At 67.6% G+C, this 22,334-nt stretch carries 24 protein-coding genes and 4 tRNA genes; 16 read left to right on the forward strand and 12 right to left on the reverse strand.

Features of this window, described 5'->3' with window-relative positions; genetic code table 11:
* Nucleotides 1-97: 97 nt before the first annotated feature.
* The 6 genes from ACJH7A_RS26770 (at nt 98) to ACJH7A_RS26795 (ending at nt 6,352) form a co-directional block, all read left to right on the forward strand.
* Nucleotides 98-769 (forward strand): MspA family porin, encoded by a 672-nt coding sequence (locus ACJH7A_RS26770; protein ID WP_133426510.1) that lies wholly within the window; start codon nt 98-100, stop codon nt 767-769.
* Between the two features lie 59 nt (nt 770-828).
* Complete coding sequence (locus ACJH7A_RS26775) at nt 829-1,479, forward strand: hypothetical protein (protein WP_318987350.1); 651 nt, start codon at nt 829-831, stop codon at nt 1,477-1,479.
* Nucleotides 1,480-1,606: 127 nt separating this feature from the next.
* A complete protein-coding gene (locus tag ACJH7A_RS26780) occupies nt 1,607-4,183 on the forward strand; it encodes a cellulase family glycosylhydrolase (protein ID WP_406802987.1) in 2,577 nt (858 codons plus the stop codon).
* 123 nt (nt 4,184-4,306) lie between these two features.
* Complete coding sequence (locus ACJH7A_RS26785; RefSeq protein WP_212813287.1) at nt 4,307-4,966, forward strand: histidine phosphatase family protein; 660 nt, start codon at nt 4,307-4,309, stop codon at nt 4,964-4,966.
* A 38-nt stretch (nt 4,967-5,004) separates the two neighbouring features.
* Nucleotides 5,005-5,628 carry a pyridoxamine 5'-phosphate oxidase family protein gene (locus ACJH7A_RS26790; protein ID WP_406802988.1) on the forward strand — a complete coding sequence of 208 codons (624 nt, stop codon included), beginning with the start codon at nt 5,005-5,007 and terminating at the stop codon, nt 5,626-5,628.
* Between the two features lie 91 nt (nt 5,629-5,719).
* Complete coding sequence (locus ACJH7A_RS26795; RefSeq protein WP_212813292.1) at nt 5,720-6,352, forward strand: flavodoxin family protein; 633 nt, start codon at nt 5,720-5,722, stop codon at nt 6,350-6,352.
* Here ACJH7A_RS26795 and ACJH7A_RS26800 read toward each other — a convergent pair whose 3' ends face one another.
* The gene (locus ACJH7A_RS26800; protein WP_318987346.1) at nt 6,353-6,619 is read right to left on the reverse strand and encodes a DUF6480 family protein; all 267 of its coding nucleotides are present in this window, start codon (nt 6,617-6,619) and stop codon (nt 6,353-6,355) included.
* Between the two features lie 37 nt (nt 6,620-6,656).
* Nucleotides 6,657-7,685, reverse strand: coding sequence for a hypothetical protein (locus ACJH7A_RS26805; protein WP_318987345.1), 1,029 nt, complete (start codon nt 7,683-7,685; stop codon nt 6,657-6,659).
* 471 nt (nt 7,686-8,156) lie between these two features.
* Between ACJH7A_RS26805 and ACJH7A_RS26810 the strand changes: the two genes are divergently transcribed.
* From ACJH7A_RS26810 to ACJH7A_RS26835, 6 genes are all read left to right on the forward strand, one after another.
* A complete protein-coding gene (locus ACJH7A_RS26810; protein WP_256370092.1) occupies nt 8,157-8,285 on the forward strand; it encodes a hypothetical protein in 129 nt (42 codons plus the stop codon).
* Nucleotides 8,286-8,340: 55 nt separating this feature from the next.
* Nucleotides 8,341-8,886, forward strand: a complete 546-nt coding sequence (locus tag ACJH7A_RS26815) for a hypothetical protein (protein WP_318987352.1) — start codon at nt 8,341-8,343, stop codon at nt 8,884-8,886.
* Nucleotides 8,887-9,088: 202 nt separating this feature from the next.
* Nucleotides 9,089-9,376 carry a type VII secretion target gene (locus ACJH7A_RS26820; RefSeq protein WP_212813300.1) on the forward strand — a complete coding sequence of 96 codons (288 nt, stop codon included), beginning with the start codon at nt 9,089-9,091 and terminating at the stop codon, nt 9,374-9,376.
* A gap of 4 nt (nt 9,377-9,380) precedes the next feature.
* Nucleotides 9,381-11,561 carry a hypothetical protein gene (locus ACJH7A_RS26825; protein WP_212813302.1) on the forward strand — a complete coding sequence of 727 codons (2,181 nt, stop codon included), beginning with the start codon at nt 9,381-9,383 and terminating at the stop codon, nt 11,559-11,561.
* 19 nt (nt 11,562-11,580) lie between these two features.
* Entirely contained in the window at nt 11,581-12,285 is a 705-nt protein-coding gene (locus tag ACJH7A_RS26830; protein WP_212813304.1) for a hypothetical protein, read from the forward strand.
* Nucleotides 12,286-12,289: 4 nt separating this feature from the next.
* A complete protein-coding gene (locus tag ACJH7A_RS26835; RefSeq protein WP_212813305.1) occupies nt 12,290-13,057 on the forward strand; it encodes a DUF6882 domain-containing protein in 768 nt (255 codons plus the stop codon).
* A 178-nt stretch (nt 13,058-13,235) separates the two neighbouring features.
* Here the strand turns inward: ACJH7A_RS26835 and ACJH7A_RS26840 are convergent, their stop codons facing one another.
* From ACJH7A_RS26840 to ACJH7A_RS26855, 4 genes are all read right to left on the reverse strand, one after another.
* Nucleotides 13,236-13,544 carry a hypothetical protein gene (locus ACJH7A_RS26840; RefSeq protein WP_212813307.1) on the reverse strand — a complete coding sequence of 103 codons (309 nt, stop codon included), beginning with the start codon at nt 13,542-13,544 and terminating at the stop codon, nt 13,236-13,238.
* A gap of 202 nt (nt 13,545-13,746) precedes the next feature.
* Nucleotides 13,747-13,820, reverse strand: a tRNA-Phe gene (locus tag ACJH7A_RS26845).
* 25 nt (nt 13,821-13,845) lie between these two features.
* A tRNA-Asp gene (locus ACJH7A_RS26850) sits at nt 13,846-13,922 on the reverse strand.
* Between the two features lie 33 nt (nt 13,923-13,955).
* A tRNA-Glu gene (locus ACJH7A_RS26855) sits at nt 13,956-14,028 on the reverse strand.
* 164 nt (nt 14,029-14,192) lie between these two features.
* Here ACJH7A_RS26855 and ACJH7A_RS26860 point away from each other — a divergent pair.
* Nucleotides 14,193-14,265 (forward strand) — tRNA-Lys (locus tag ACJH7A_RS26860).
* A 101-nt stretch (nt 14,266-14,366) separates the two neighbouring features.
* On the opposite strand, the gene ACJH7A_RS26865 is transcribed toward ACJH7A_RS26860, so the two are convergent.
* Entirely contained in the window at nt 14,367-15,089 is a 723-nt protein-coding gene (locus tag ACJH7A_RS26865; protein WP_406775806.1) for a MerR family transcriptional regulator, read from the reverse strand.
* 80 nt (nt 15,090-15,169) lie between these two features.
* Here ACJH7A_RS26865 and ACJH7A_RS26870 point away from each other — a divergent pair, with 80 nt between their 5' ends.
* From ACJH7A_RS26870 to ACJH7A_RS26880, 3 genes are read left to right on the forward strand one after another with little or no spacing between them, the layout of a single operon-like run.
* Nucleotides 15,170-15,961, forward strand: coding sequence for an SDR family NAD(P)-dependent oxidoreductase (locus ACJH7A_RS26870; RefSeq protein WP_406802989.1), 792 nt, complete (start codon nt 15,170-15,172; stop codon nt 15,959-15,961).
* 32 nt (nt 15,962-15,993) lie between these two features.
* Nucleotides 15,994-16,983 carry an SDR family NAD(P)-dependent oxidoreductase gene (locus ACJH7A_RS26875; RefSeq protein WP_061006929.1) on the forward strand — a complete coding sequence of 330 codons (990 nt, stop codon included), beginning with the start codon at nt 15,994-15,996 and terminating at the stop codon, nt 16,981-16,983.
* A 12-nt stretch (nt 16,984-16,995) separates the two neighbouring features.
* Nucleotides 16,996-18,618 carry an AMP-binding protein gene (locus tag ACJH7A_RS26880; RefSeq protein ID WP_406802990.1) on the forward strand — a complete coding sequence of 541 codons (1,623 nt, stop codon included), beginning with the start codon at nt 16,996-16,998 and terminating at the stop codon, nt 18,616-18,618.
* Between the two features lie 3 nt (nt 18,619-18,621).
* On the opposite strand, the gene ACJH7A_RS26885 is transcribed toward ACJH7A_RS26880, so the two are convergent.
* From ACJH7A_RS26885 to ACJH7A_RS26905, 5 genes are all read right to left on the reverse strand, one after another.
* On the reverse strand, nt 18,622-19,239 hold the full coding sequence (locus ACJH7A_RS26885; protein ID WP_406802991.1) for a cation transporter: 618 nt from the start codon (nt 19,237-19,239) through the stop codon (nt 18,622-18,624).
* On the reverse strand, nt 19,239-19,577 hold the full coding sequence (locus ACJH7A_RS26890; protein ID WP_064858780.1) for a helix-turn-helix transcriptional regulator: 339 nt from the start codon (nt 19,575-19,577) through the stop codon (nt 19,239-19,241). Before ACJH7A_RS26890 ends, ACJH7A_RS26885 begins: the two co-directional genes overlap by 1 nt.
* Nucleotides 19,578-19,655: 78 nt before the next feature.
* Entirely contained in the window at nt 19,656-20,786 is a 1,131-nt protein-coding gene (locus ACJH7A_RS26895; RefSeq protein ID WP_406802992.1) for a serine/threonine-protein kinase, read from the reverse strand.
* A 56-nt stretch (nt 20,787-20,842) separates the two neighbouring features.
* Nucleotides 20,843-21,208, reverse strand: a complete 366-nt coding sequence (locus tag ACJH7A_RS26900) for a group 1 truncated hemoglobin (RefSeq protein WP_135357912.1) — start codon at nt 21,206-21,208, stop codon at nt 20,843-20,845.
* Between the two features lie 110 nt (nt 21,209-21,318).
* Complete coding sequence (locus ACJH7A_RS26905) at nt 21,319-22,293, reverse strand: oxygenase MpaB family protein (protein ID WP_406802993.1); 975 nt, start codon at nt 22,291-22,293, stop codon at nt 21,319-21,321.
* Nucleotides 22,294-22,334: the final 41 nt, after the last annotated feature.

A 22,334-nucleotide genomic window follows, 5' to 3' on the forward strand; every position in this document is an offset into this window, starting at 1 on the left:
GGACTCGGCACCGACCGAATCAACTGGAACGGAGGTCGCCTGAAACAAGCCGATCCACAGGTATTGACAATTCCTCCACGAGAGGCGCCGTAACCCCATGTTGAACCGACTTGCCACATTGGCTGCCGCAGCGGGCGTGCTGCTGTCGGCGACCGTTACGCCGCTCGCCCTGGCCGACCCGGTCGATCCCGCCGGCTTCGACGGCCCGCCGCCGGACAACGGCGTCGTGGCCTCCGACGAGCCGGCCCGCATCACCAGCCCGGACGGGTGGGTCCTCGAGGTCGTGGCCAAGAACGAGACCCAGCTGCCCGTCGCCCCGCTGACCACCGCGGTCAGCTCCCGCGAATACCTGGTGGGCGGCACGTTCACCGGCACGGTCACCGGCAACGGCAAGACCAAGCTGAACGGCGGCACGCTGGAGGCCGGCTACCAGATCGGTTGCGGCATCGAGCTCGGCCAGGTGCGTCTGATCGGCCAGATCGGTCTGAGCACCTCGGGCTCCACCCTGGCCGGCCTGATCCCGACCGGTGTCAGCATGCCGATGTCGGGCACCCTGGAAATCCACGCCAAGCCGGGCACCGTGACCCAGGTGCCGGTCGACAAGAAGACCTTCAAGTCGGCTCCGGTCCGCGTGACGCTCAAGGACACCCACATCAAGATCGACGGTTGCGTCGGCCAGTCCTTCCTGCGGTCGTACGCGGTGCTGACCAGCTCCACCACCGACACCGACGACATCGTGGCCTACTACGGCATCACCAAGTCGGTCTGATGCATCGGGTTACCCGCGGAATTGTCACCGCCGCAGCGGTTTTCGCTGCGGCGGCGGCAATGACGCAAACTGACATCGCATCCGCCGATCCGGTCGTGCCCACGCCGATTCCCGCGCCTGGCCCCGCCCTGCCACCACCGGCGCCCGTCGCACCCGAAGGCCCCGGCGGCAACCTCGCGGTCCCGGTCGCGGGCGCCAACCTGGGTCCCCAGGGGCTCAACGTCCTCGCCCAGAGCGACGGGGTGAATCCCCTGGGCGCCGCGCTCGGTGCACCCTCGGACCTGACCGGCCTCGACCGCGGCAGCGTCCTGGGCCAGTACGCCGTGCCCTCGGCTCCCGGCGGGCCATCGCCCGTCACGACACCGAATCTCCGGGCCTTCAACAACGCCTACGGCCCGCAGCAGTGCATCAAGCCGTCGGCTCCCGGTAAGTGCGAGCAGTTCGATGTCGAACCCGGTGAGGAGAACGCCGACGTCAACGGGCGTACGTGGCTGGGTCGCTACATCGACATGTACCGCGACGGTCGTCTGAAGGGCGGACTGCTCGGGCAGATGCCGCGCGAACAGCTCGGCGAATCCCTACCCGGCACGGCACCGCCTCCCGGGACCAACATCCCGCCGGGCCTGGTGGAGTTCCGTCCGGACCCCGCCGATGTCCCGCCCCCGCCGGGGGCACCGGTTCCGCCGGTACCGCCGGCACCCGCCAACTGAACACCTGATTCAGGCCCGTCAACTCCGGTTGGCGGGCCCGAATCGTCTGCGCCGTCCGGCCATGCCGAATTCAGACAGCCGCGCCATTTTGGCCGCAGCGCACGGACCGGTCACGTATACACAAGCAATGACGGTAAGCGCCGGTCTGTACGGCGTCGGGGGACTCGCGGCGGCCATCATCGGGGCAGCACTCACCACCGGGACCGCCGTCGCATGGGCGGACAATGAACCCGGCCACAACGCTGCCGGCAGTCCCGCCGCCTCGGCGGCCAGTGCCGCGGCGCACGCGGGTAGCGACAGTTCAGCCCCGCCCACCGGCCGGCCGGCGCGTTCCGCACCGCCCCGCTCGAGCGGCACCCGCTCCCCCGCCCGCACCAAACCTGCGGCGAGTTCGGCTGGTGAACGGTCGCACCGCACAGCCGCACCGACCACCGGCGCGACGTCATCGCGACCCCAGATCCTGGCGAATCCCGTTGTCCCCAAGCCGAAGTCAGCAGCCAGTGCGGCGGCCGCAGCGCCTGCGGTGACCCCGCGAGCCACCAGCGCCAGTGCCACGACTGTCGCCGCGACGCTCCCCTCCGCGGCGACACAGGCGGCGCCGAGCGCCGTGCCGGCCGCCCTACCCAACAATGCGGCCGGGTGGTTCCAGGCAGTGATCTACAACCCGCTGCACACCGGCATCCAAGGCTGGATCAACAGTCCGCTCGGGCAGGGCGTGGACGGCGTCATCAACAGGCTGGCCGGCACCTACGTGATCGGCAACGGCCGCATCGGCACCGCGACCGCACCCAATGGCACCGCGGGCGGGTGGCTGTTCGGCGACGGCGGCGCCGGCTGGGACAGCACCGAGGCCTTGGTCCGCGGCGGCAACGGCGGCGCGGCGGGCATGGTCGGCAATGGCGGGCGCGGCGGTTCCGGGGGCGCCGGAGCATCGGGCGGCGCCGGTGGCCCCGGCGGCATGCTGATGGGTATCGGCGGCCATGGCGGTGCGGGCGGCGCCCAGGCCGGCGGCACCGGCGGGCCGGGCGGCAAGGGCGGAAACGGGCGCGGTCTGCTGTTCGGCGCCGGCGGCGGTGGTGGCCGCGGCGGCGACGGGGCTGACGGCGGCCGCGGCGGGAACGGCGGTTCCGGCGCGTTCATCATGGGCATCGGCGGCGCCGGCGGGGATGCGGGAAACAGTGGCGTCGGCGGCGGCTCCACCGAACTGCCCGCGCTCGGTGGCGCGGGCGGCAACGCGGGTCTGCTGGGCAATCACGGCGCGGTCGGTAAGTCCGGGACGGGCACCACCCTCATCCAGACCGGCGCGAACACCTCCATGCTGTCCGTCACGCCGACCGGCGTCTGGCTCACCAACAGCGAAGGACAGGTCGTCCTGCTGCACGGCTTCAACGAGGTGTACAAGCTGGCGCCGTATGAACCGTCGGCGAGCGGATTCAGCGAGGACGACGCCGCATTCCTGGCGGCCAACGGTTTCAACGTCGTGCGGCTCGGGGTGATCTGGGCCGGCGTCGAGCCGCAGCCCGGTGTGTACGACGCCGCCTATGTCGACTCGATCCGGCAGACCGTCGACATGCTTGCGGCGCACGGCATCTACACCATCATCGACATGCACCAGGACCTGTACAGCGCATCGCTCGGCGGCGAGGGCGCGCCCGAGTGGGCCACCAAGACCGGCGGGCTGCCCAACCGCAGCTTCGGCTTCCCCGGCAGCTACTACCTGAACCCCGCCGAAACCGCGGCGTGGGATGGCTTCTGGAACAACGCCGAGGCCGCCAACGGAATCGGGCTCGAGGACAACTACGCCAAGGCCTGGGAGACGGTCGCCGCCGCGGTCGCGGGCAACAACAGCGTCATCGGCTACGACATCATGAACGAACCCTTCCCGGGCACCTCGTGGTTGCCGACGCTGCTGGGCAGCCCGTTCTACGCGACGCAACAGCTGACGCCGATGTACAACCAGGTGGCGGCTGCCATCCGGGCCGTCGATCCGAACACCGCGCTGTTCGTCGAACCGGCCAACCCCGCCGTGTCCGAAGTTCCCGCGATCCTCGGCCTACCCATCCAGTTGGGCACCATCGACGACGCGAAAGTCGTTCTGGCGTTTCATGACTATTGCGCCGGCTCGGCCACCAGCAGCATCTGCGGATGGCTGGCCATGCAGCAGGCCGCCACCGCGCACGCCTACGGGAAAGCCAACAACATCCCGGTGTTCATGGACGAATTCGGCGCCTCCCACCTGCCATCGGATCTGAGAGCCGAGATGAATGCCGCCGACCGGTACCTGATGAGCTGGTCCGAATGGGCTTACTCCGGTGTCGGTGACATCACCACCAGCGGCAGCACCGACGGCGAGGCGGTGGTCTACGACCCGGCCCTGCCGCCGATCGGTGACAACGTCAACACCGGCAATCTGCAGGTGCTGGCTTCGCCGTACCCACAGGCGGTGTCCGGCACGCCGCTCAAGCTGTCAAATGCCAATGGCGCCTTCACTTTCAGTTACTCGACCACCAAGGCGGACGGTTCGGGTAGCTTCGCGGCCGGCTCGTTGAGCACCATGTCGGTGCCGGCCATCGCCTACCCGAACGGGTACACAGTCAGCGTCACCGGCGGCCACGTGGTCTCGGCCGCGAACGCACCGACATTGGTGATCGCGTCGGACGCCGACACCGGTGTCGTTCAGGTCGTGGTGACCGCCGCGCCGTAGCGTTGCCGGACCGTGATCCCATCCAGCGGAACTCGCCCGCCGCCTCGTCAGCTCCGGTCGTACCGTTCAGCGCGCACCGAAAGATGGTGCCTGCAAACATCATTCACGGCCAGGAGGACAACGATGGCGGCACGACGCAAGCTCACAACCCGAGCTTCGATCGCGATCGCGGGCACTGTGTGCGCACTACCGATCGCGGTGGCGAGCAATCCCGCACAAGCCGACGCACCCAATCGGGCGCCGACCGTCGTGTACATCGTCGAACACGGTGAACCCGTGTTCTCCGATCCCACCCTCCCGCTGTCGAGCAACGGGATTCAATACGCGAAGGCCGTCGCCAAGGTCCTGCAGGACATCAGGTTCAACAACGTGTACGCATCGAGTGCGCTGCGGTCGAAGCAGACCGTGTCGTACACCGCCGCCGCGCGCGGACTGGCGGTTCAGCAGTTGCCCAACGCGGATCCCAGCACTCCGTCCGCCGCAGCCGCCGAACCGCTGGCCCAAGCAGTCTCGAGCCTTCCCGCCGGATCGGTCGCACTCGTGGGCGGCAACACCGAGAACATCTTCCGCATCATGAATCTCCTCGGCATTCCCGTGGTGGCGGGATGCGGCCCCGACCAGCAATGCGTGCCGTGCCTGGACAAGACGTGCTTCACACCCAATGACCTGAGCAGTATTTGGCAGGTGACGCTGCATCCCGGCAGCCCACAGGGCACACGCCCGGCCCCCACGGTGCAGCGCATCCACCCGGAAACCCCGAACACGTTCAATCCACCGCGCTAGCCGATCAGCGGAGCGAAGGCGGGCGTAGCGTAGCCGTTGTGTCCGCCGAGCCCAACAATCACTACCACCACCTGGCATTCGGCCCCGATGCCCTGGATCGTCAGCAGCGCAACGGCAGCTATCTGGCGTACGGCCGGCACACCGAGCGCGCCGACGACGGACCGCAGCGCCTCGACGACCGCGAGCTGCTGATGATCCGGCGCGCCGACCAGTTCTGTCTGGCCACCGTCACACCCAACGGCTGGCCCTACCTCCAATACCGCAGTGGCCCAGCCGGATTCGTACGGTACCTGCCCGAGACCGACCGGCTGCGGTTCATCGATCTGCCCGGCAACAACCAGTTCGTCACCCTCGGCAATCTGGCCGCCGACGACCGGCTGGCGATGTTCTTCGTCGACTACCCGCGACGCACCCGCCTCAAGGTCTTCGGCCGCGGGACGGTCATCGAGGACGGTCCGCAGCGCGAGATCGAGATCGCGGTCGAGGCCTTCGACTGGAACTGCTCACGCTCCATCATTCCCCGCTTCGACCGCGAGTACATGCGCGAACTCGGCGAGGCATACCAGGCCAGGTTCGACGGCCGCGAGGCCGAACTGCAGGCCGAGATCGACGCGCTCAAGGCACGGGTGGCGGAGTTGGAGGCGCGCTCACCCCACGCGTGACCGGCTGAGGATGCTCCGCCTGGCATGGCTCCGGAAGTAGTGATCCCCGCCCGTTCCGTTTGTCACAGTCCGTCGCGGGTACCCGCCCGTCATGACCGAATCCACCGTGCCTCAGATTCCGCTTCGCGCGACAGCATTGATCTGCACCCTCAAACCGGGCCCGGCACCGTCGAGCAGTGACCTCATCGCCGAGCATGTCCTGGCCGTGCTGCGGGAGCAGGGCGTCGCGTGCGAAACCGTCCGGTGCGTGGACTACAACATCGCGCCCGGCGTCGAGGCGGACATGGGCGACAGCGATCAGTGGCCACAGATCCGGGCCCAGGTCCTCGACGCCGACATCCTGCTGATCAGCACGCCCATCTGGCTGGGGCATCCGTCGTCGGTCGCGCAACGGGTTCTGGAGCGCCTCGACGCCGAGCTTTCCAACAAGGACGATCAGGGCCGACCGGCCGTCTCGCAGAAAGTCGCGATCGTCAGCGTCGTCGGCAACGAGGACGGTGCCCACAAAACCGTCGCCGATATCTTCCAGGGCCTCAACGACATTGGCTTCAACATCCCCGCCCAGGGCTGCACGTACTGGAACGGCGCCGCGATGGAGTCGACGGACTACAACGATCTCGACGAGGTCCCCGAAGCGGTCGCGTCGGCCACCGCCGCGGCAGCCCGCAACGCCGCGCACCTGGCCCGCGTGCTGCACGACGCGCCGTATCCGCCGTACAAGTAGTCAGTTGAAGACGCCGGCGATCTTCAGGATGAACAGGATCGCGATGCTCAGGAAGATGATGACGTAGATCGCGATGACCACCGTCGGGGCGATCACCTTTTTCGGGCCGCCGGCCGGTGGGATCGGATCGGGATTGCTCGTCGCCGATTCCTGCCCGGAATCGGGCGGCGTGTCACCGGGTTCGGTGCCGCCGCCTGGTGCCAGGCCCGGCGTCGATGTCGGATCCGGGTCAGGTGGTGCCTGGTTCGGCTGTCTGTCGGAAGCCATGACGGGTGGTTACCCGGGTGCTGCACAGCCAAACGTCTCAGCCGCCAGCCAGGGCCTCCCGGAATTGATCCGAGGCGTAGAACGGGATGAGACGGCGTCGCAGCACCGACTCCAGATAACCGCGCTCATCGAGCAGGGCGATCACCGGCGGGCCGAAGCGCAGCGCTTCCTCGATCATGTCCTCACGGCCCACCCCGAGATCGAGCAGCAGATCGTAAAGGCTGACATCGCCGTACTTTTCGAAGACGTGGTCGATGCCCTCATCGAGGAGCGCACGGAAGTAGTCGGTGTCCCGGAACGTGCGCCAGAACTCGTAGATCGGCACGACAGCGTCCTCGACATCGTCGGCCGAAATCACCGAAATCGCCGACGACAGCGGGCTGTTCAGGTTGCTGCGCCACAGATCGTTGAGCGCCTCGGCGAGCACGTCTTCGTCCGCATGCGTGTGGGCGAGCAGAAAGCGCGCACCGCGGCGCGCCAGATCCTCGGCGCGCAGCTCCAGCCGTTCGACCGGGCCCTGTGGCATCCGGGCGCCGACTGCGCCGAACACGCGGCCCAGTCGACCACGGGCCAACGACCTGCCACCCTGCGTGACGGATTCGGCGAGCGAGTGCTGGACCAGCGTCACGCAGAATTCGGTGAACGCTTCGCTGCTCAGAACGTGCTCCAGAACTCGCTGGGTGACGCCCATCTCGACCACCATCGCGCTGAGCTCACTGAAACGGCGCCCATCGATGACGTCGCCGAATCGGGTGTCCGAGGATGCGGTGAGCTGATAGAGCCGGGCAGCGATCTCACTGACCAGTTCCGCGATGCCGCCTTCCACCGGGACCTGCACGGCGTACTTCGCGGCGACGTTCTTGATCATCGTGGGCGTCACCGCGTCGGACAGCGTGATGTCCGACGCCTCCGACAGGGCGTGCTCGATCTCGTCGAGGACCAGGCTGTGGTAGTTCTCGCCGCGCAGCTGCTGCATGGCGAACGCCACCTGCGCGTCGAGGAGCCGGGCCGCGACCGGTTCGAGCTGCGGCTCGAGGTCGTCGGCCGGCTCCGGGAAATTGGTCATTGCCAGCACCTTACCCAGCTGAACTCGTCGGCCGCCGGTTGCGCGTCGGGCGGCTCGACACTCAGCGGCGCACCGTCGGACTGTGCCCCACACCGGACTGCGGCACCGAAGCGGGCGGACGGTTCTGCCTCATGCTCACGCAAACACCCAGGCCGCCACCGACACAGGGCACACCGTTGACGGTCGGTACCGGGCCGCCTGATCGGTTGCCCGTCGGGTCGAAAGCCGCGTCAGCTGCCGCTACCGGCGACAGGCCGAGGGCCAGCGCCCCGCAAGCCGCCAGGTACGTACCCATTCGGAGGAGACCGGCCATCATCGCCACGCTTTCACCCGTTCACTGGCCAACATAGTCCGGTGCCACGGTTGCGCGTGTTCCGTCCTGCTGTCACCTCAGCGGGAGACGCCCAAATCTCCGCGGGAACCATGCCGGTGATCCCCTTATCCTTGGATTTCGGGGGGCAGGGGGATGCGATGGACTATCTGGCGGGACAGCTCGTCTTCTTGGCGATCGTCGCGGCGCTCATCGGCGGCGTGATCTGGGCAGTGGTCGTGATGCGCAAGCCACGCCCGCGGCTTGAAGACGAAGACGACGAACTATGACTCGCTGCTTCGCGCCGGCGCCACAGATCGGTCCGAACGGCGCGCCGGTATTCGGATGAGCTGCGTTGAACTCCACGGTCGGCGCTTCGTTACGGCGCGGATCGCTCACGTCACCGGGGCCGTGTCGTGGTGGGTGTTCGTCGTCGCACGTCTCATGACGGAGATGAATTCAGCGCCATTGAACTTCGGCTTGCCGCGGCGGTACGCCGACTACGACGAGTCGATATTCGGAGTCGGGTTGGGGCACAAAGACTTTGGTTGGACGGCGTACGAGCCTCTGACCGGCCATCCGCCGGTGCTGAACGATGGGTTCTTCATCGTGAACGTCCTCTCGACCGTCGCGGTCGTGGCGCTGGCTATCACTACCATTGCCGCCGTGGTCGAAGCGATATCCGTCGCGCGATGGCCCGCGGGCATTGTCACGATTCTCGCGCCGATCACCGGTGCCGCCATCATCCTCAGTGCGCTCCACTACGGCACGGGATTCGGCGGTGGTCTCAAGTTGAGCTTGCTGGTGGTGTTCGCACTGGTTCTGCTCGGCGTCGCGATTCGTGAAGTGTGGAGCCGGGTGTGGGCGCCTCGCCCGACCCGGGCCGAATAACCTCACCCGGATTGGCGGTGACGCGGTTCTCCACGGCGCAGAGGGCCGCACTGAACGACGCGTGGAGTGGTGGTCCATCGCGTATTCGTCGTCGGCTTCCTGATCCGCCCCTGCTCGGCCGCGGATCCGAACAAATCAGCGTCGGACCCCACACCAGATCTAGCCTTATCCTTGGATCTCCTGGGGAGGAGGGGGATCCGTCGTGGCAGATGCCATCAAGGTCGACGCCGAGGGGCTGCAGTCGCACGCCAACGTCTGCGATACCGCCGCCGCAGCCCTCGCCGGCAGCGCCGCACCCGCAGCCTCGGCCGGGCACCACACTCAGGCCAGCACGTCTGCCGTCACCATGGGCCACTCGCTGGTCGACACCATCACCTCAACTCTCTCCGGCCGAGCCACCAGCACTGGGGAGAAGCTGCGCGCGGCGGCGGCCCGCTACACGCGCACCGACGGCGACTCCGGCCAGGCGATCTCCGCCGTTCAGGTCTGAAGCCTTGGCCGGCGGATCCCTGACCCGCGCCGATGTCGAAGCGTGGAACACCGAGCACCTCGACGCCGCGGCGACGCACTGGTCGAGCACAGCCCAGGCGTGGGAGGAGCACTTCACGACCATCCACAACGGCATGACTCGGCCGGGCGGGACGACCTGGGAGGGCGCCGGGGCTGACGCTGCCGCCGAACGCTCCTGGGCGGACCTGGTGACAGTCCGGGGCGCCGCGGACGCGCTGCACAGCGCGAGCGCGCACGCCACCACCGGGTCTGGCGACGTGGCGTGGGCGAAGCGACAGGCCCTGAACGCGATCGTCGAGGCGGAGGAGGACGGGTTCACTGTCGGCCAGGACTTCGCCGTGAAGGACACGTCGACGCCGTCTCTCCTCAGCGACGGATCGGACCGGCAGTCGAAGGCGAAGGAACACGCGCACGCGATCCAAACCGCTGTGCAGCAGCTGGTCGACGCCGACAAACAGACCGCCGACCGGATCCACGGCGCACTCTCCCCGCTGAACGGGGTCGCGTTCCCAGGTCACGACGGCGACGGGAAGCACGAGCCAACGGTGAAGGCCGTGGACTACCAGAAGCCGAAAGAGCCACCGCAGGACAAGCCGGGCGACGACGACAATGGCGGACTCGCAGGGCTTCTGGGCGTACCGGATCCTGCAAAGAAACCCGACGAGAAATCGCCCTGGACGCAGCAGCGACCTCCCGCGCAGCCGGACAAGCCGACGAATCCGCTGGATCTGCTGGCCGGCAAGGACGGCAAGAGCGACGCGGCGTCTGAGCATCCCCGCACGCTGCAGGACATGATGCTGCCGGGTGGTCCGCCCGCCGCGGCTGGACCAGCTTCGGAGCCGAAGTTCGATCCCAAAACCCCCGAGGGTCGGGCGGGTCTGGCGATGGCGCGTCAAGTGTTGATGAACGATCCCCGGGTACCGCCCGGGGAGGTTGAGCAGCGCCTGGCCGCGATGACGGCGCAGGCGCAGCAGCCGTTGCCGCCGCCACCTGTGCAAGAACCCGGCCCGAAGCCACCGATCCCCGGCCTCGGGGAACGACTCGGCGACAAGTTCAACAACTTCACCAACAGCATGCAAGAGGGGTTCTACGAGCGAGGACGCGAAACCCTCACCGGTATCGAGAACCTGACCGGCCTAGGCGGGCCGGGGCATCCGGGTGTGGGCGAGTCCTGGAAACAGCTCGTGCACGGCACGATCGACGACATCCGCAGCGATCCCCTGCGCTACCAGGCTGCGCAGCGTGAGGGGCATGCGATGGTCGAAGACCCCGGTCGCTACGCCGGCAAGACGCTCTTCGACGGCACCGTCGCGGCAGCCACTGCACCTTTGGCCGGGGAAGGCCTACTGGCACGCGGGGCAGCCGAGGGCGCCGTCACCCACGGCCTGGAGCACGGCATCGAGCACGGGGTCGTCCACGACGCGGCGCCGGTCGCCCCACACCCGCCTGCCGACCTGCCAGTCGCTCCGCACGGACCCGTCGAGGTACCGGCGACCGGGGACCACGGGCTGATCGGGCACGGCAGTGACACCGCGCCACCGCCACTGGAGCATCACAGTCCGCTCGAGGACATGCTGCTCGGCGGGCATCACGATGCGAATCCGGTTGAGGTTCCGCCGACGCACACCCCGCCGTCGCCCGACGCCTTCGACCTCGGGCAGGGGTCGCACTACAACTCCGGCGATCCGTACCACCCAGGTAACTGGCCACCGCATACTCCCGAGTCGACCTGGCAGAAGGGCGACACCGAACCCGGTTGGCGGCACGTGAACCGCGGCCCGGACAAGCCTTGGATGGACTTCCAGGGCCAGGTCGGCGGTATTGAACGCACCCCGGAGGGCCACCTCCCGGAGTACGTCCGGATCGACCCCACGACCGGGAGACCCGTCGAATACGACGCACAGGTGTTCAGAGGGCCGCAGGAGGTCTACCTCGAAGCGAAAGACGGGCATCGCGGTATGGCTTTCGCGCCGGATAGCACCTACTGGGAAGGCCGGGCCGACAAGACGCTCGAACAGGTCGAGCGCCAGCTTCGCGCGCTGCCACCCGATGCGATTCTCGAATGGCACGTCTCCGACCCGTACGGCGCTGCGGCGATACGAAAACTGTTTGAGGCCAACGGCATCTATGACGTCTCGGTCATCTACACCCCAAGGATGCCGTGAAAGTTAGGATTGACAGATCATGAGCACCGCAGGCACCGCGCCGGTATGGGGGAGCCGGGATGCGATCCTGCGCTCCGTGTGGGTCGCGACCGGAGAGTCCCCCGAATGGATCGCGCAACGCACCGACGCGTTGCTAAGTGAGCTTCAGGCGGCGTTCGATGTGTCGTATTGGCGGACGTCGAAGGATCAGCGTTGGGAGGGCTCACCGGAGGCCCTGGCCGACATCGTGCGCGGCTTCGTCGGCACCGGCATAGACGGTGACCCCGAGCCCGAGAACGGATACGTGTTCTCGGTCGCCGGTGCGGGACCGCGGGTGGCGCCGCGGATCAGGGTGTCTGCGGGATCCGTCTCCACGGGCGGGCGACTTCCGAGCCACCACATGACGGTGGAGCTTCGCGAGATGTATACCGGTGCGATCACCGCAGAGGACGGTGACATCGTGTGCGCGGCGGTGGCGCGGACCTGGGGACCGGCCATGTTCGCCCTAGCGGACGACCCGACGCGGAGCGCCGCGCGCCGCGGCAACTGGAAGATCGGCATCGGCTACCGCACCTGGATCAGCGCCGAGGTCGGGACGGTCAGTCGAGTCGCCGATGGGCTCACGGCGTCCGAACTGGCTGGGGGAACGCTCATTTCGGCTCCGGACAACTGGCCGGCCGAACGGGTGGTTGCTGCGCTGACAGAGACCTTGAGCGCCAACGGGCTCGACGAAGTGCCGCACTAAGCACGTGACAGGCGAGCCACCGAGCTTCGAGTTCACCTTGACGAGAGACCGCGACGTCGTCGGCCAGCTCGTCGACCACACGCTCATCCTGTCCATCGAGGCGCAGACCGAACTCATCGCCCGGTACTCGGGGCTGTCTTGGCGCGTAGACCTGTCCGAGCCGCCGGTGTTCTGGTTCGAGCGCGAGCCCGCGGCGGTGTTCCGCCCACATTTCATCGGCTCCACCTCGACGCGCACCAACACGTGGCTGTGGGCCTGGGAAAACATCAACGACTTCCCGGACTCAGTAGTCTCCCTCGCCCAGTACGTCCGGGAGGCAGGCGAGCGACTCGGCGCGGCGGAGCTGACGACCGCGTATCAGAACCTTCAACCGGCCGAACGGGTCTACGAGGGGCTGATCGCACGCGGCATGCCCGAAGCCGTCTACGTCTACTGCGCACAAGCACTCTCCGAGCTGCCCGCCCCGGTCTACTACCGAGCCCCGAATGGGAACGGATACAGCTGGTTTCTGCTTGACAACCCTGACGAGTTCTCGATGCCCACCGCCGCCGCTGTGTCCACCACGGCGGCGATTACCCGCGCGCTGCGAACCGGCGACATCACCGATCACCGCCTGGCGGTGACCGCCTATGCTCAACGCCGGCAAGGGATTTCGTTGGATATCCCCGGGCACGACCGCATGGTCCTGCAGGCACCGGACGGACAGGTTGTGATCGGAATTGACGAGGCCGGGCGGATCACCACGATCGTGAGTGACCCTGGTGGTCAATAGCAGGCTGGGGTACTTCAGCGGCATCGGTGAGCTCAAAGCCGGAAACCTCGCCACACAGTCTAGGCGGTCATGCGGTGCCTAACTCTGCGACGGCGCCGTCGAGAGCGGCATCCCTCACGATGCGGTAGGCAGATGCCCGGCTGATCCCGAGACAGAGCCGCGGAGTAACGCGCCGCGGCTACACTCCGTGTCCAGCGATGTCCATCTGCTCAACCGTAGCCGCGTCGTACCCGCGGGAACGTAGGTACTGATTAGCGGCGGCGACAGCGGCGCTGGCCTCAGACTGAGTGCCTACGCCCTTCGCGTTGGCGATCCCGTATGCGACGGCACAGTCCTGTTGGACCTCCGCAAGGAACTTGTTCGAGTTGACGTAGCCGTTCGCCGCAGCTGCGTTGGCGCATGAGTATTCGTTGGCGGATGCCGTGCCCGCGTTGCTGATTGTGAACGCGGCGAGCATCGCAGTCGCGGCGAGCAGTCGTGCTCTCATAGTGCGCTGAGGGTACCGCCGCCCACCCAGCTTTCGGTCCGTTCCGACGAGCCATCGACGCTTCGAAATGATCCAGCTGCGGGTCATCAGGGCCACCGCGTTGGCGACTAGATCCAGAATGGGTCACTCTGGGTCATCGGCGCCCTGCCAGAACCCGGCCCAGTTACGAGAAGAACCACCCGTTACCAGGTGGTTCTCGAAGTGGCCAGGGCCGGGATCGAACCGGCGACCTTCCGCTTTTCAGGCGGACGCTCGTACCAACTGAGCTACCTGGCCGGAAGGGCAAGTTGCCTCGCCGTTCTGGCGACCCTGACGGGACTCGAACCCGCGACCTCCGCCGTGACAGGGCGGCGCGCTAACCAACTGCGCCACAGGGCCTTACATACTGCGTTGCTTCGCTTTCGCGTTGCGTACCCCCAACGGGATTCGAACCCGTGCTACCGCCGTGAAAGGGCGGCGTCCTAGGCCACTAAACGATGGGGGCCAATCCGAATCTCTTCGGGGGCACTCTCAACGTTTCCGTTGGGAGCTTCGATAGCTTAGGGCACGACCGCCCCACGGCCCAAATCGGCACTTCAGACCACCAACGGCCGCTCAACCACCTACCCGCGGAGGCGGCCTCACGGGACGCAGTATCCTGTGTCCCACGCCCCTATAGCTCAGTCGGTAGAGCTACGGACTTTTAATCCGCAGGTCCCAGGTTCGAGCCCTGGTGGGGGCACAAATATCTCGCCCTACGCCGAGCGTGGGGCTTTTCGAGAAGCCGCCCGGCGTGTCGTCTCGGCAACCCCCACGCTCGACGCAAAGCGTTGCAACGCCGGCCTACTTGGCCGGGATCTCCAGTTCCACCACGCGTTCCTGCACCGCCTGACTGATCGCGGCGGTGAACCGGTCGGCCATCATCTGCGCCGCCAGTGGCCGCAGGTTCGGCACCACCTTGGCGATCCGTCCGAGGTATACATTCGGGTCCTCCGCTTCCCGAATCCGGCTGAAGACCACGTCCGTCACCTCGTTGGCGAGGGCGTCGATGTGCTTGTCGACGACGCCGGCCAGGCGCCGGACATCCTCGGCCGGCACGTTGGTGTCGCGCAGGTTCATGGCGGCGCCCAAGACCGACTGCCGGACGCCGAAACGGCCGTCATCCAACCGTCGGATCGCCCCCAAAGCTTCGAGCGTGTCGAGGGCCCGGTCATCCAGCGACAGACCGGCGCGCTGTTCGAGTTCGCGTAGGTCGACGGTCTCGTCCTCGGCGGGGCTCCACGGTGTGAGAAGTGCCGCACGCACCGCGAGGTCGTGGGCCGTCGCGCCTTCGGGTAGCCGCGCCAGCACCTTGGTGATGGCGGCCAGCGTGTAGCCGTGCTGTTGCAGCTGTTGCACCAGCTCAAGCCGAATGCGATGCGGCGCACCGTAATACGCGAGACGGCCGCGCCGCTCGGCGGGCGGCAGCAGGCCGCTCTCGTTGTAGAAGCGAATGGTGCGCACGGTCGTGCCGGTGCGAGCGGCCAGTTCGTCGATGGTGAATTCCTCGACTGTGACATCTGTCATTCCACGAAGTATAGACACCAACATTCACACTGTGCCAGTGTTACTGGCACAGTCACACGTCACTAGGAAATGAGAGCCACATGACCCTGCCGAAGCCCGATGGCACCACCGAGGTCGTCATCACTGGTGCCTCGTCCGGAATCGGAACCGAACTGGCCCGCGTGCTCGCCGCCCGCGGCTACAGCCTGTTTCTGGTCGCCCGTCGCCAGGACCGCCTCGACGCGCTGGCCGACGAGCTGCGCGCCACGTACGGCGTCGCCGTCACGGTGCGGCCGTGCGACCTGGCCGACGCCACGCAGCGTCAGCCGCTCACCGAGGAACTGCGCACCCGGCCCGTCGCCGGCCTCATCAACAACGCGGGTTTCGGCACCAGCGGCGCCTTCCACACCCTGCCGATGGACCGCGAGCGCGAGCAGGTCGAGGTCAATGTTGTTGCGGTGCAAGAACTCACCCACGCCGTCCTGCCCGGCATGGTCGAGCGCGGCGCCGGCGCAGTCCTCAACGTCGCCTCCGTCGTCGCGTTCCAGCCCATGCCGTCGATGGCGACCTACGGCGCGTCGAAGGCGTTCGTCAACTCGTTCTCCGAAGCCGTGCACGAAGAGCTACGAGGCACCGGCGTCTCCTGCACCGCGCTGTGCCCCGGGCCGGTCCCTACCGAATGGGCCGAGGTCGCCTCCGCACACGAGTTCAGCCTGCGACCCGCTCAGGTCTCCCCCGCAGACGTCGCGACCCAGGCCGTCGACGGCATGCAGGCCGGCGCCCGCCAGGTGATCCCCGGCACCGTCGTGAAGCTCATGGCCATCACCGGCTCCATCACTCCCCACGCCCTGCTGCTGCCCGCCCTGCGCCTGGCCCGCAAGGCCCTGGGCTGACAACCGACCACACTCAAGAACGGACCCCTGCCATGAACCTCTCCGACATCACCGCACTGGCGACCAAGCCCGTCGCCGCCATCAGCGCCAAGCCGCTCGCCGTGTTCGCGAGTGTCATGAACACGCCGATCAAGACCCGCCCGATCTACCTGCAGACCGTGGTCGACGCGCTCACCGGCTACACCCTCGAGGACGCCGTCGCGGGCAAGGTCGTCGTGATCACCGGCGCCTCGGCCGGCATCGGTGAGACCACCGCCCGCCGTATCGGTGCAGCCGGCGGCGAGGTCGTGCTGGTGGCCCGCACCCGGGAGAACCTGGAACGCGTCGCCGACGACATCCGCGCCGACGGCGGCACCGCGCACGTCTACCCCTGCGACCTGAGCGACCTCGACGCCATCGGCGCCATGGCCGACCAGGTGCTGGCCGACCTGGGTCACGTCGACATCCTGATCAACAACGCCGGCCGCTCCATCCGCCGCTCGCTGGAGCTGTCCCACGACCGGATGCACGATTACCAGCGGACCATGCAGCTCAACTACTTCGCGCCGGTCCAGCTGATCCTGAAGTTCACGCCGGGCATGCGCGAACGCGGCTTCGGACACATCATCAACGTGTCCTCCATCGGCGTGCAGACCAAGCTGCCGCGCTTCGGCGCCTACATCGCCAGCAAGTCGGCACTGGACGGACTGTGCGACACGTTGCAAGGTGAGACGGTGTCGGAGAACATCACGTTCACCACGGTGCACATGCCGTTGGTGCGCACCGCGATGATCGCACCGACCAAGATGTACGACCGCTTCCCCACCCTGACGCCCGAGCAGGCCGCCGCCACGCTGTGCGACGCGATCATGCACCGGCCGCGCCGGCTGAGCCCGCCGTCCGGACAGCTGACGGCCCTCACCGATGCCCTCAGCCCGCGTCCGTTCGACCTGGTGCGGAACAAGGTCTACTCGATGTTCGGCGAGTCCGCCGCTGCCCAGGCGGCACCGGCTGAGGCGCCCGAATCCGTTGTGGCCGAATAGAAGAGGACTCTGATGGACCTGAACTCACTGCTTGCCGAGCCCGCCCGGCGCGCCGGCCTCGAAACCCGCGCCCTCGTGGCATTGGTGCGGGCCGGCGCCATCGGCGTCGATCTGCCGCACCGGTTGGTGCAGGTCCTGGCGGCACTCGACACCTACGGGCCGTTCGGGGCCGCGCCGCGCATCGCCGCGATCCGGCACGGCGCGTTTCCGGCGATCGCCGACGAACGAGGCGAACTCACCTACGCCGAGTTCGACGAGGCAGTCAACCGGATCGCCAACGCATTTCGCGCTCGCCTGGCCCCCGGCGACACCGTCGGCATCCTCTGTCGCAATCACCGCGGTCCGCTGATCGTGGCGTTCGCCGCATCCCGCGCCGGCGTCAACGCGGTGTGGCTCAACACCGCGTTCTCGGCCCGCCAGGCGGCCGAGGTCGCGAACCGCGAAGGCGTCGACCTGCTGGTGCACGACGTCGAATTCACCGATCTCGTCGCGGACATCGAAGCCAGGCACGGCACGTTCGTCGCCGATATCGACAGCGCGAGTGACGATCTCGACGCCCTGGCGGCCGATGCATCACCCAAGGCGCCGCCGGCGCCGGCCAAGCAGGGCCGGATCATCCTGCTGACCAGCGGGACGACGGGCACGCCCAAGGGTGCACCGCGCGCCGAGCCGCGCAGCTTCATCCTGCCGGGCGGACTGTTGGAGCGGCTGCCGATGCGGGCTCGCGAAGCCACCATCATCGGGCCGCCGCTGTTCCACGGCACCGGCCTGCTGATCGCGATCATGACGATCGCCCTCGGCTCGAAGTTGGTGCTGCGCCGCAAGTTCGAGGCTGAGCAGCTGGTCGCCGACATCGAGCGACACAAGGCCACCACGGTGTGCGTCGTGCCGGTAATGCTGCAGCGGGTGATGGGCCTCGGCGACGACACCGTCCGCAGCTACGACACCACCGGCCTGCGCGCGATCTTCTGCGCCGGCTCCCAGCTGCCGGCCGCCGTCGCCACCGCGGCACAGGACCTGCTCGGTGATGTGGTCTACAACCTCTACGGCTCAACGGAAGTGGCGCTCGCGACCATGGCGACGCCGTCCGACATCCGCGAAGCGCCCACCTCGGTCGGCAAGCCGATGCTCGGTTGCCGGATCAAAATCTTCGATGACAACGGCCACGAGGTGCCCACCCCCGGAACGGGCCGGATATTCGTCGGCGCGGCAACACAATTCGAGGGCTACACCGGCGGCGGCACCAAGGAGTTCATCGACGGCCTGATGGCCAGCGGCGACGTCGGGCACTTCGACGACGAGGGTCGGCTGTACATCGACGGCCGCGACGACGACATGATCGTCTCCGGCGGAGAGAACGTCTTCCCGGCCGAGGTCGAGGAACTGCTGGTCACCCACCCCGCCATCGTGGAAGCCTCTGCGATCGGCGTCGACGACGAGGAATTCGGAAAACGCCTGCGCGCCTTCGTCGTCACCGTCAAGGGCACCGAGGTGTCGGAGGCGGAGGTCAAGCAGTTCGTCAAGGACAACCTCGCCCGCTACAAGGTGCCGCGCGAGGTGGTGTTCCTCGACGAGCTGCCGCGCAACCCCACCGGCAAGGTGCTCAAGCAGGATCTGGCAGTACACGACGACTGAGCGTCATCCGCACGAGGCACAGCAGGCGTCGCCCCGCCACGCATTGACGCCTTCTTTGACCGCAATGCCCGCGATCACCAGTGCGGCGATCGGGTCGGCCCAGGACCAGCCGAGGATGGAATTCACCAGTAGGCCGATCAACAGCACGGCCGACAGGTAGGTGCACAGCAGCGTCTGCTTGGAATCGGCCACCGCCGAACGAGATCCGAGCTCCCGGCCGGCCCGGCGCTGCGTATAAGACAGCACCGGCATGACGATGAGGCTCGCCACCGCCAGCACGATGCCGATGGTCGAGTGCTGGGCTTCACCGAAGCCCAGCAGGGCACGGATCGCGTCGATCGTCACGTAGGCGGCCAGCGCGAAGAACGAGAACGCGATGACGCGCAGTGCGGTCTTCTCGCGGGCTTCCGGGTCGGTGCCCGCGAATTGCCAGGCGACCGCGGCGGCCGAGGACACCTCGATCACCGAATCCAGGCCGAAGCCGACCAACGCCGCCGACGACACCCGTGTGCCTTCCGACAGCGCCACGACGGCCTCGATGACGTTGTAGGAGATGGTCGCCGCGACCAGCCACCTGATGCGCCGCGCCAGCTGACCGCGGCGCACGTCGGTGAGTGTCATCAGGTGCACCCGCACGGCTCGCCGTCGGCGCCGACGCACACGCAGTCGGGGTCGACCGCGAGCACCAGTCCCATGAGGTCGTCCAGGGCCCGGCCGATCCGGCGGTCCGCCAGCTCGTATCGCATCCGACGGCCTTCCGGCACCGTCACCACCAGACCGCAGCCCCGCAGGCAGGTGAGGTGGTTGGAGAGGATCTGTCGGGAGACGCCCAGCTGGTCGGCCAGGTCCGACGGGTACCCGGGAACCTTGTTCAGGCTCAGGAGGATTCGGGTGCGCGTCGGATCGGACAGGGCATGGCCGAACCGCGCCAGGGCGTCAGTGTGCTGCAGTGTCGCCATACGGTTGACGGTACATCATTTTCTGTATTCAGGAAATAATGTAACGTCGGACTCATCTCGCCGCCAATCACCGCGTCGTCAATGTTTGTTGTGGCCCTTGCCTTTTCCGTTGCCATGACCGTTGGGCGGCGGTGCGTCATCGACCGGCTGTGGCGGAGTCGAAACCGGGGCCGACGTGGACGTCGGGGTCGGCTCAGGCGTGCTCGTCCCGACCGGCGCCGGCGTCGACGGCCGTGACGCGGCGTCGACGATCACCGCGACGACCGTCACCAGCACCACGATGGCGGCCGCACCCCAGAGCAGCAGTCGCGAGCGGCGCCGCGGCGCGGCGACCGGCAGTAGCGACGTCGTCGGGTCCGGTAGCGGCTGCCCGAGCACCAGCGTCGGTGGACGACCGGCGGGCACGGCGCCGTGCAGGGCGGCGCGCATCTCCTCGGCACTGCCGAAGCGCGCCCGCGCGTCACGCGCCATCGCGCGTTCGACGACGGTAGCCAGCGCCGGGTCGACGTCGGGCCGCAACACGTGCAGCGGTACCGGATGTCCCTCGGAGACAGCGCGAGCGAGCGCGACCAGATTGTCCTGCGGAAAAGGCCGCTGACCGGTGAGCGCCTCGTACCCGACGACACCGACGGCGTACAGATCATCGGCGACGGTCGCCGGATGCCCAGAGAGGCGATCGGCGCTGAGATAGCCCATCGTCCCCACGACCTGGCCGGCGATGGTGTGGCCGGATTCGGCGCTCTTGGCGATGCCGAAGTCGGCGATCTTCGCCGCTCCCGAATCGGCCAGCAGAATGTTCCCCGGCTTGATGTCGCGGTGCAGGATGCCGGCCGCGTGGGCCATCGCCAGTGCCGAGAGCACGTCGTCGAGCACCGACCGAACCTGCGGTAGCGGGAGCGGACCCGCGGCGATCGCGTCCGCCAGGGTGCGTCCCGGCAGCCGCTCCATGACGATGTACGGCGTGCCGTCCTGCTCGCCGTAGTCGTGGACGGCGACAACGTGCGGATGGTTCAGACCGGCCGCGGCGCGGGCCTCGACCTCGAAGCGGCGCCGGAAGTCTGGCTGTGCACTCAGCGGCGCATGAAGCAGTTTGACGGCCACCGGACGCTGCAATTGGGCGTCCCACGCGTCGCGGACCTCCGCCATACCGCCGTGGCCCAGCGTCCCCCGCAATTGGTAGCGGTTGGCGAGAACCCCGGGATAAGGCATGACTCCACGCTAGCCCGCCTCGACCGACCCGCCGAGTCTGGTGCGGGCAGGGTCCGTCAGGCGCTCTTGGCGGTGACGATGTCGCCGGCCAGCGGCGCGATGGCGGCCATGATCCGCTGCACGGTCCGTGCCGGAACGCCCGCGGCGGCCAGGCTTTCACTCAGATACGCGGCCACCAGGTTGAAGTGCTGCCGGGAAATGCCGCGCCCGCGGTGGATGTCCCGCATGGAAGCGCCGGTATAGGGCTCGGGACCACCCAGGGCCGCGGCGAAGAACTCGACCTGCCGGCCTTTGAGCCGTGACATGTTGGCGCCGGCGAAGAAGCCGGCGAGTTCGGGGTCGGCCAGTACGCGCTCGTAGAAGTCCGCCACCACCTGTTCGAGCGCTTCGGCTCCTCCGATCTGCTCATAGATGCTCGTCATGCACCGAGCCAACACCCGCCGTGTTGCCTATCCATTGCTCGACGGTGACCCAGCGACTAAATCGGCCTCACAGACCCCTCGAATTGCTGCGAGTACGGAAAGTGCCTGGGTCAGTCCACAATTGGGCAGTAGAACTGCGGCTGACCCCGATATTCGAGCGGCGGCAGGTTACGCGCGGGCGTCTCCACCAGCGGCGAGTCGACGGGAAGCCGGCCGGAGGCGCGGTCCATCGCCGACCGCTTGCGCGGATGCATCAGCCTGCGCTTCGGGCCGTACTTCGAGACCAACGTGATCACCTGGCACAGCCGGTCGTGCACCCACTGCTGCCGCGCGGACCACGAGTAACCCATCAGCTCGCGCACCGGCGGGTCGTAGAGGGCCACCGTCATGAAAGTCAGGAAGCGCTGCATCACCTTGAGGTTCTGCGCCCACAGCCAGTCCGGAATCCATTGCAGCGAAGGATGTTTGGGCATGGTCGACAAATCCATGACCTCGCGCGCCGCGTAGTTGTTCTCCAGGACGTTGCGGCACATGTGATCCCAGTAGACCTCGAAGTCCTCCCAGCTCTTCGGCACGGGCCGCATGCTCATGCCGTACATGCGGTACCACTGCACGTGCTCGTCGAACAGCTGTCGCTTGTCCGCTTCGGAGATGCCGCCACCGAACTTCTCGGCGGCCAGCAGGGTCGACTTGAAGAACGTCGAATGGGCCCAGTAGAAGACGTCGGGGTTCAGCGCGCTGTAACGGCGCCCCTGCTTGTCGACGCCCTTGATCCCGATGTGGTAGTCCCGCACCTCGGCGCCGGTCTGGGGCGCGCGATCGCCGTCGAACACCACGCCGCCGATCGGGTAGATCGACCGGAGCAGCCGCGGAATCCGCTCCATGAAGAAGATCGAGTGCTCCTCGACTGCCGCCCCGAGCTGCGGATGCATGTTCTGCATCGAGCCCGCCCAGGTGCCCTGGAACAGCCCGGTCCACTGGCCGAAGTACTTCCACGTCAGCGAGTCGGGCCCCAGCGGCACCGCGTCATAACCACCGGCAGTGACCGGGCAGCCGGCCGCCACGGGCGCAGAGTCGCTGGTCATGGGGCATGCGTCGGAAGTATTTTGAGTCACCGGCATTCTTT

This window comes from Mycobacterium sp. SMC-17 (assembly GCF_045310915.1).
Lineage (GTDB): Bacteria > Actinomycetota > Actinomycetes > Mycobacteriales > Mycobacteriaceae > Mycobacterium.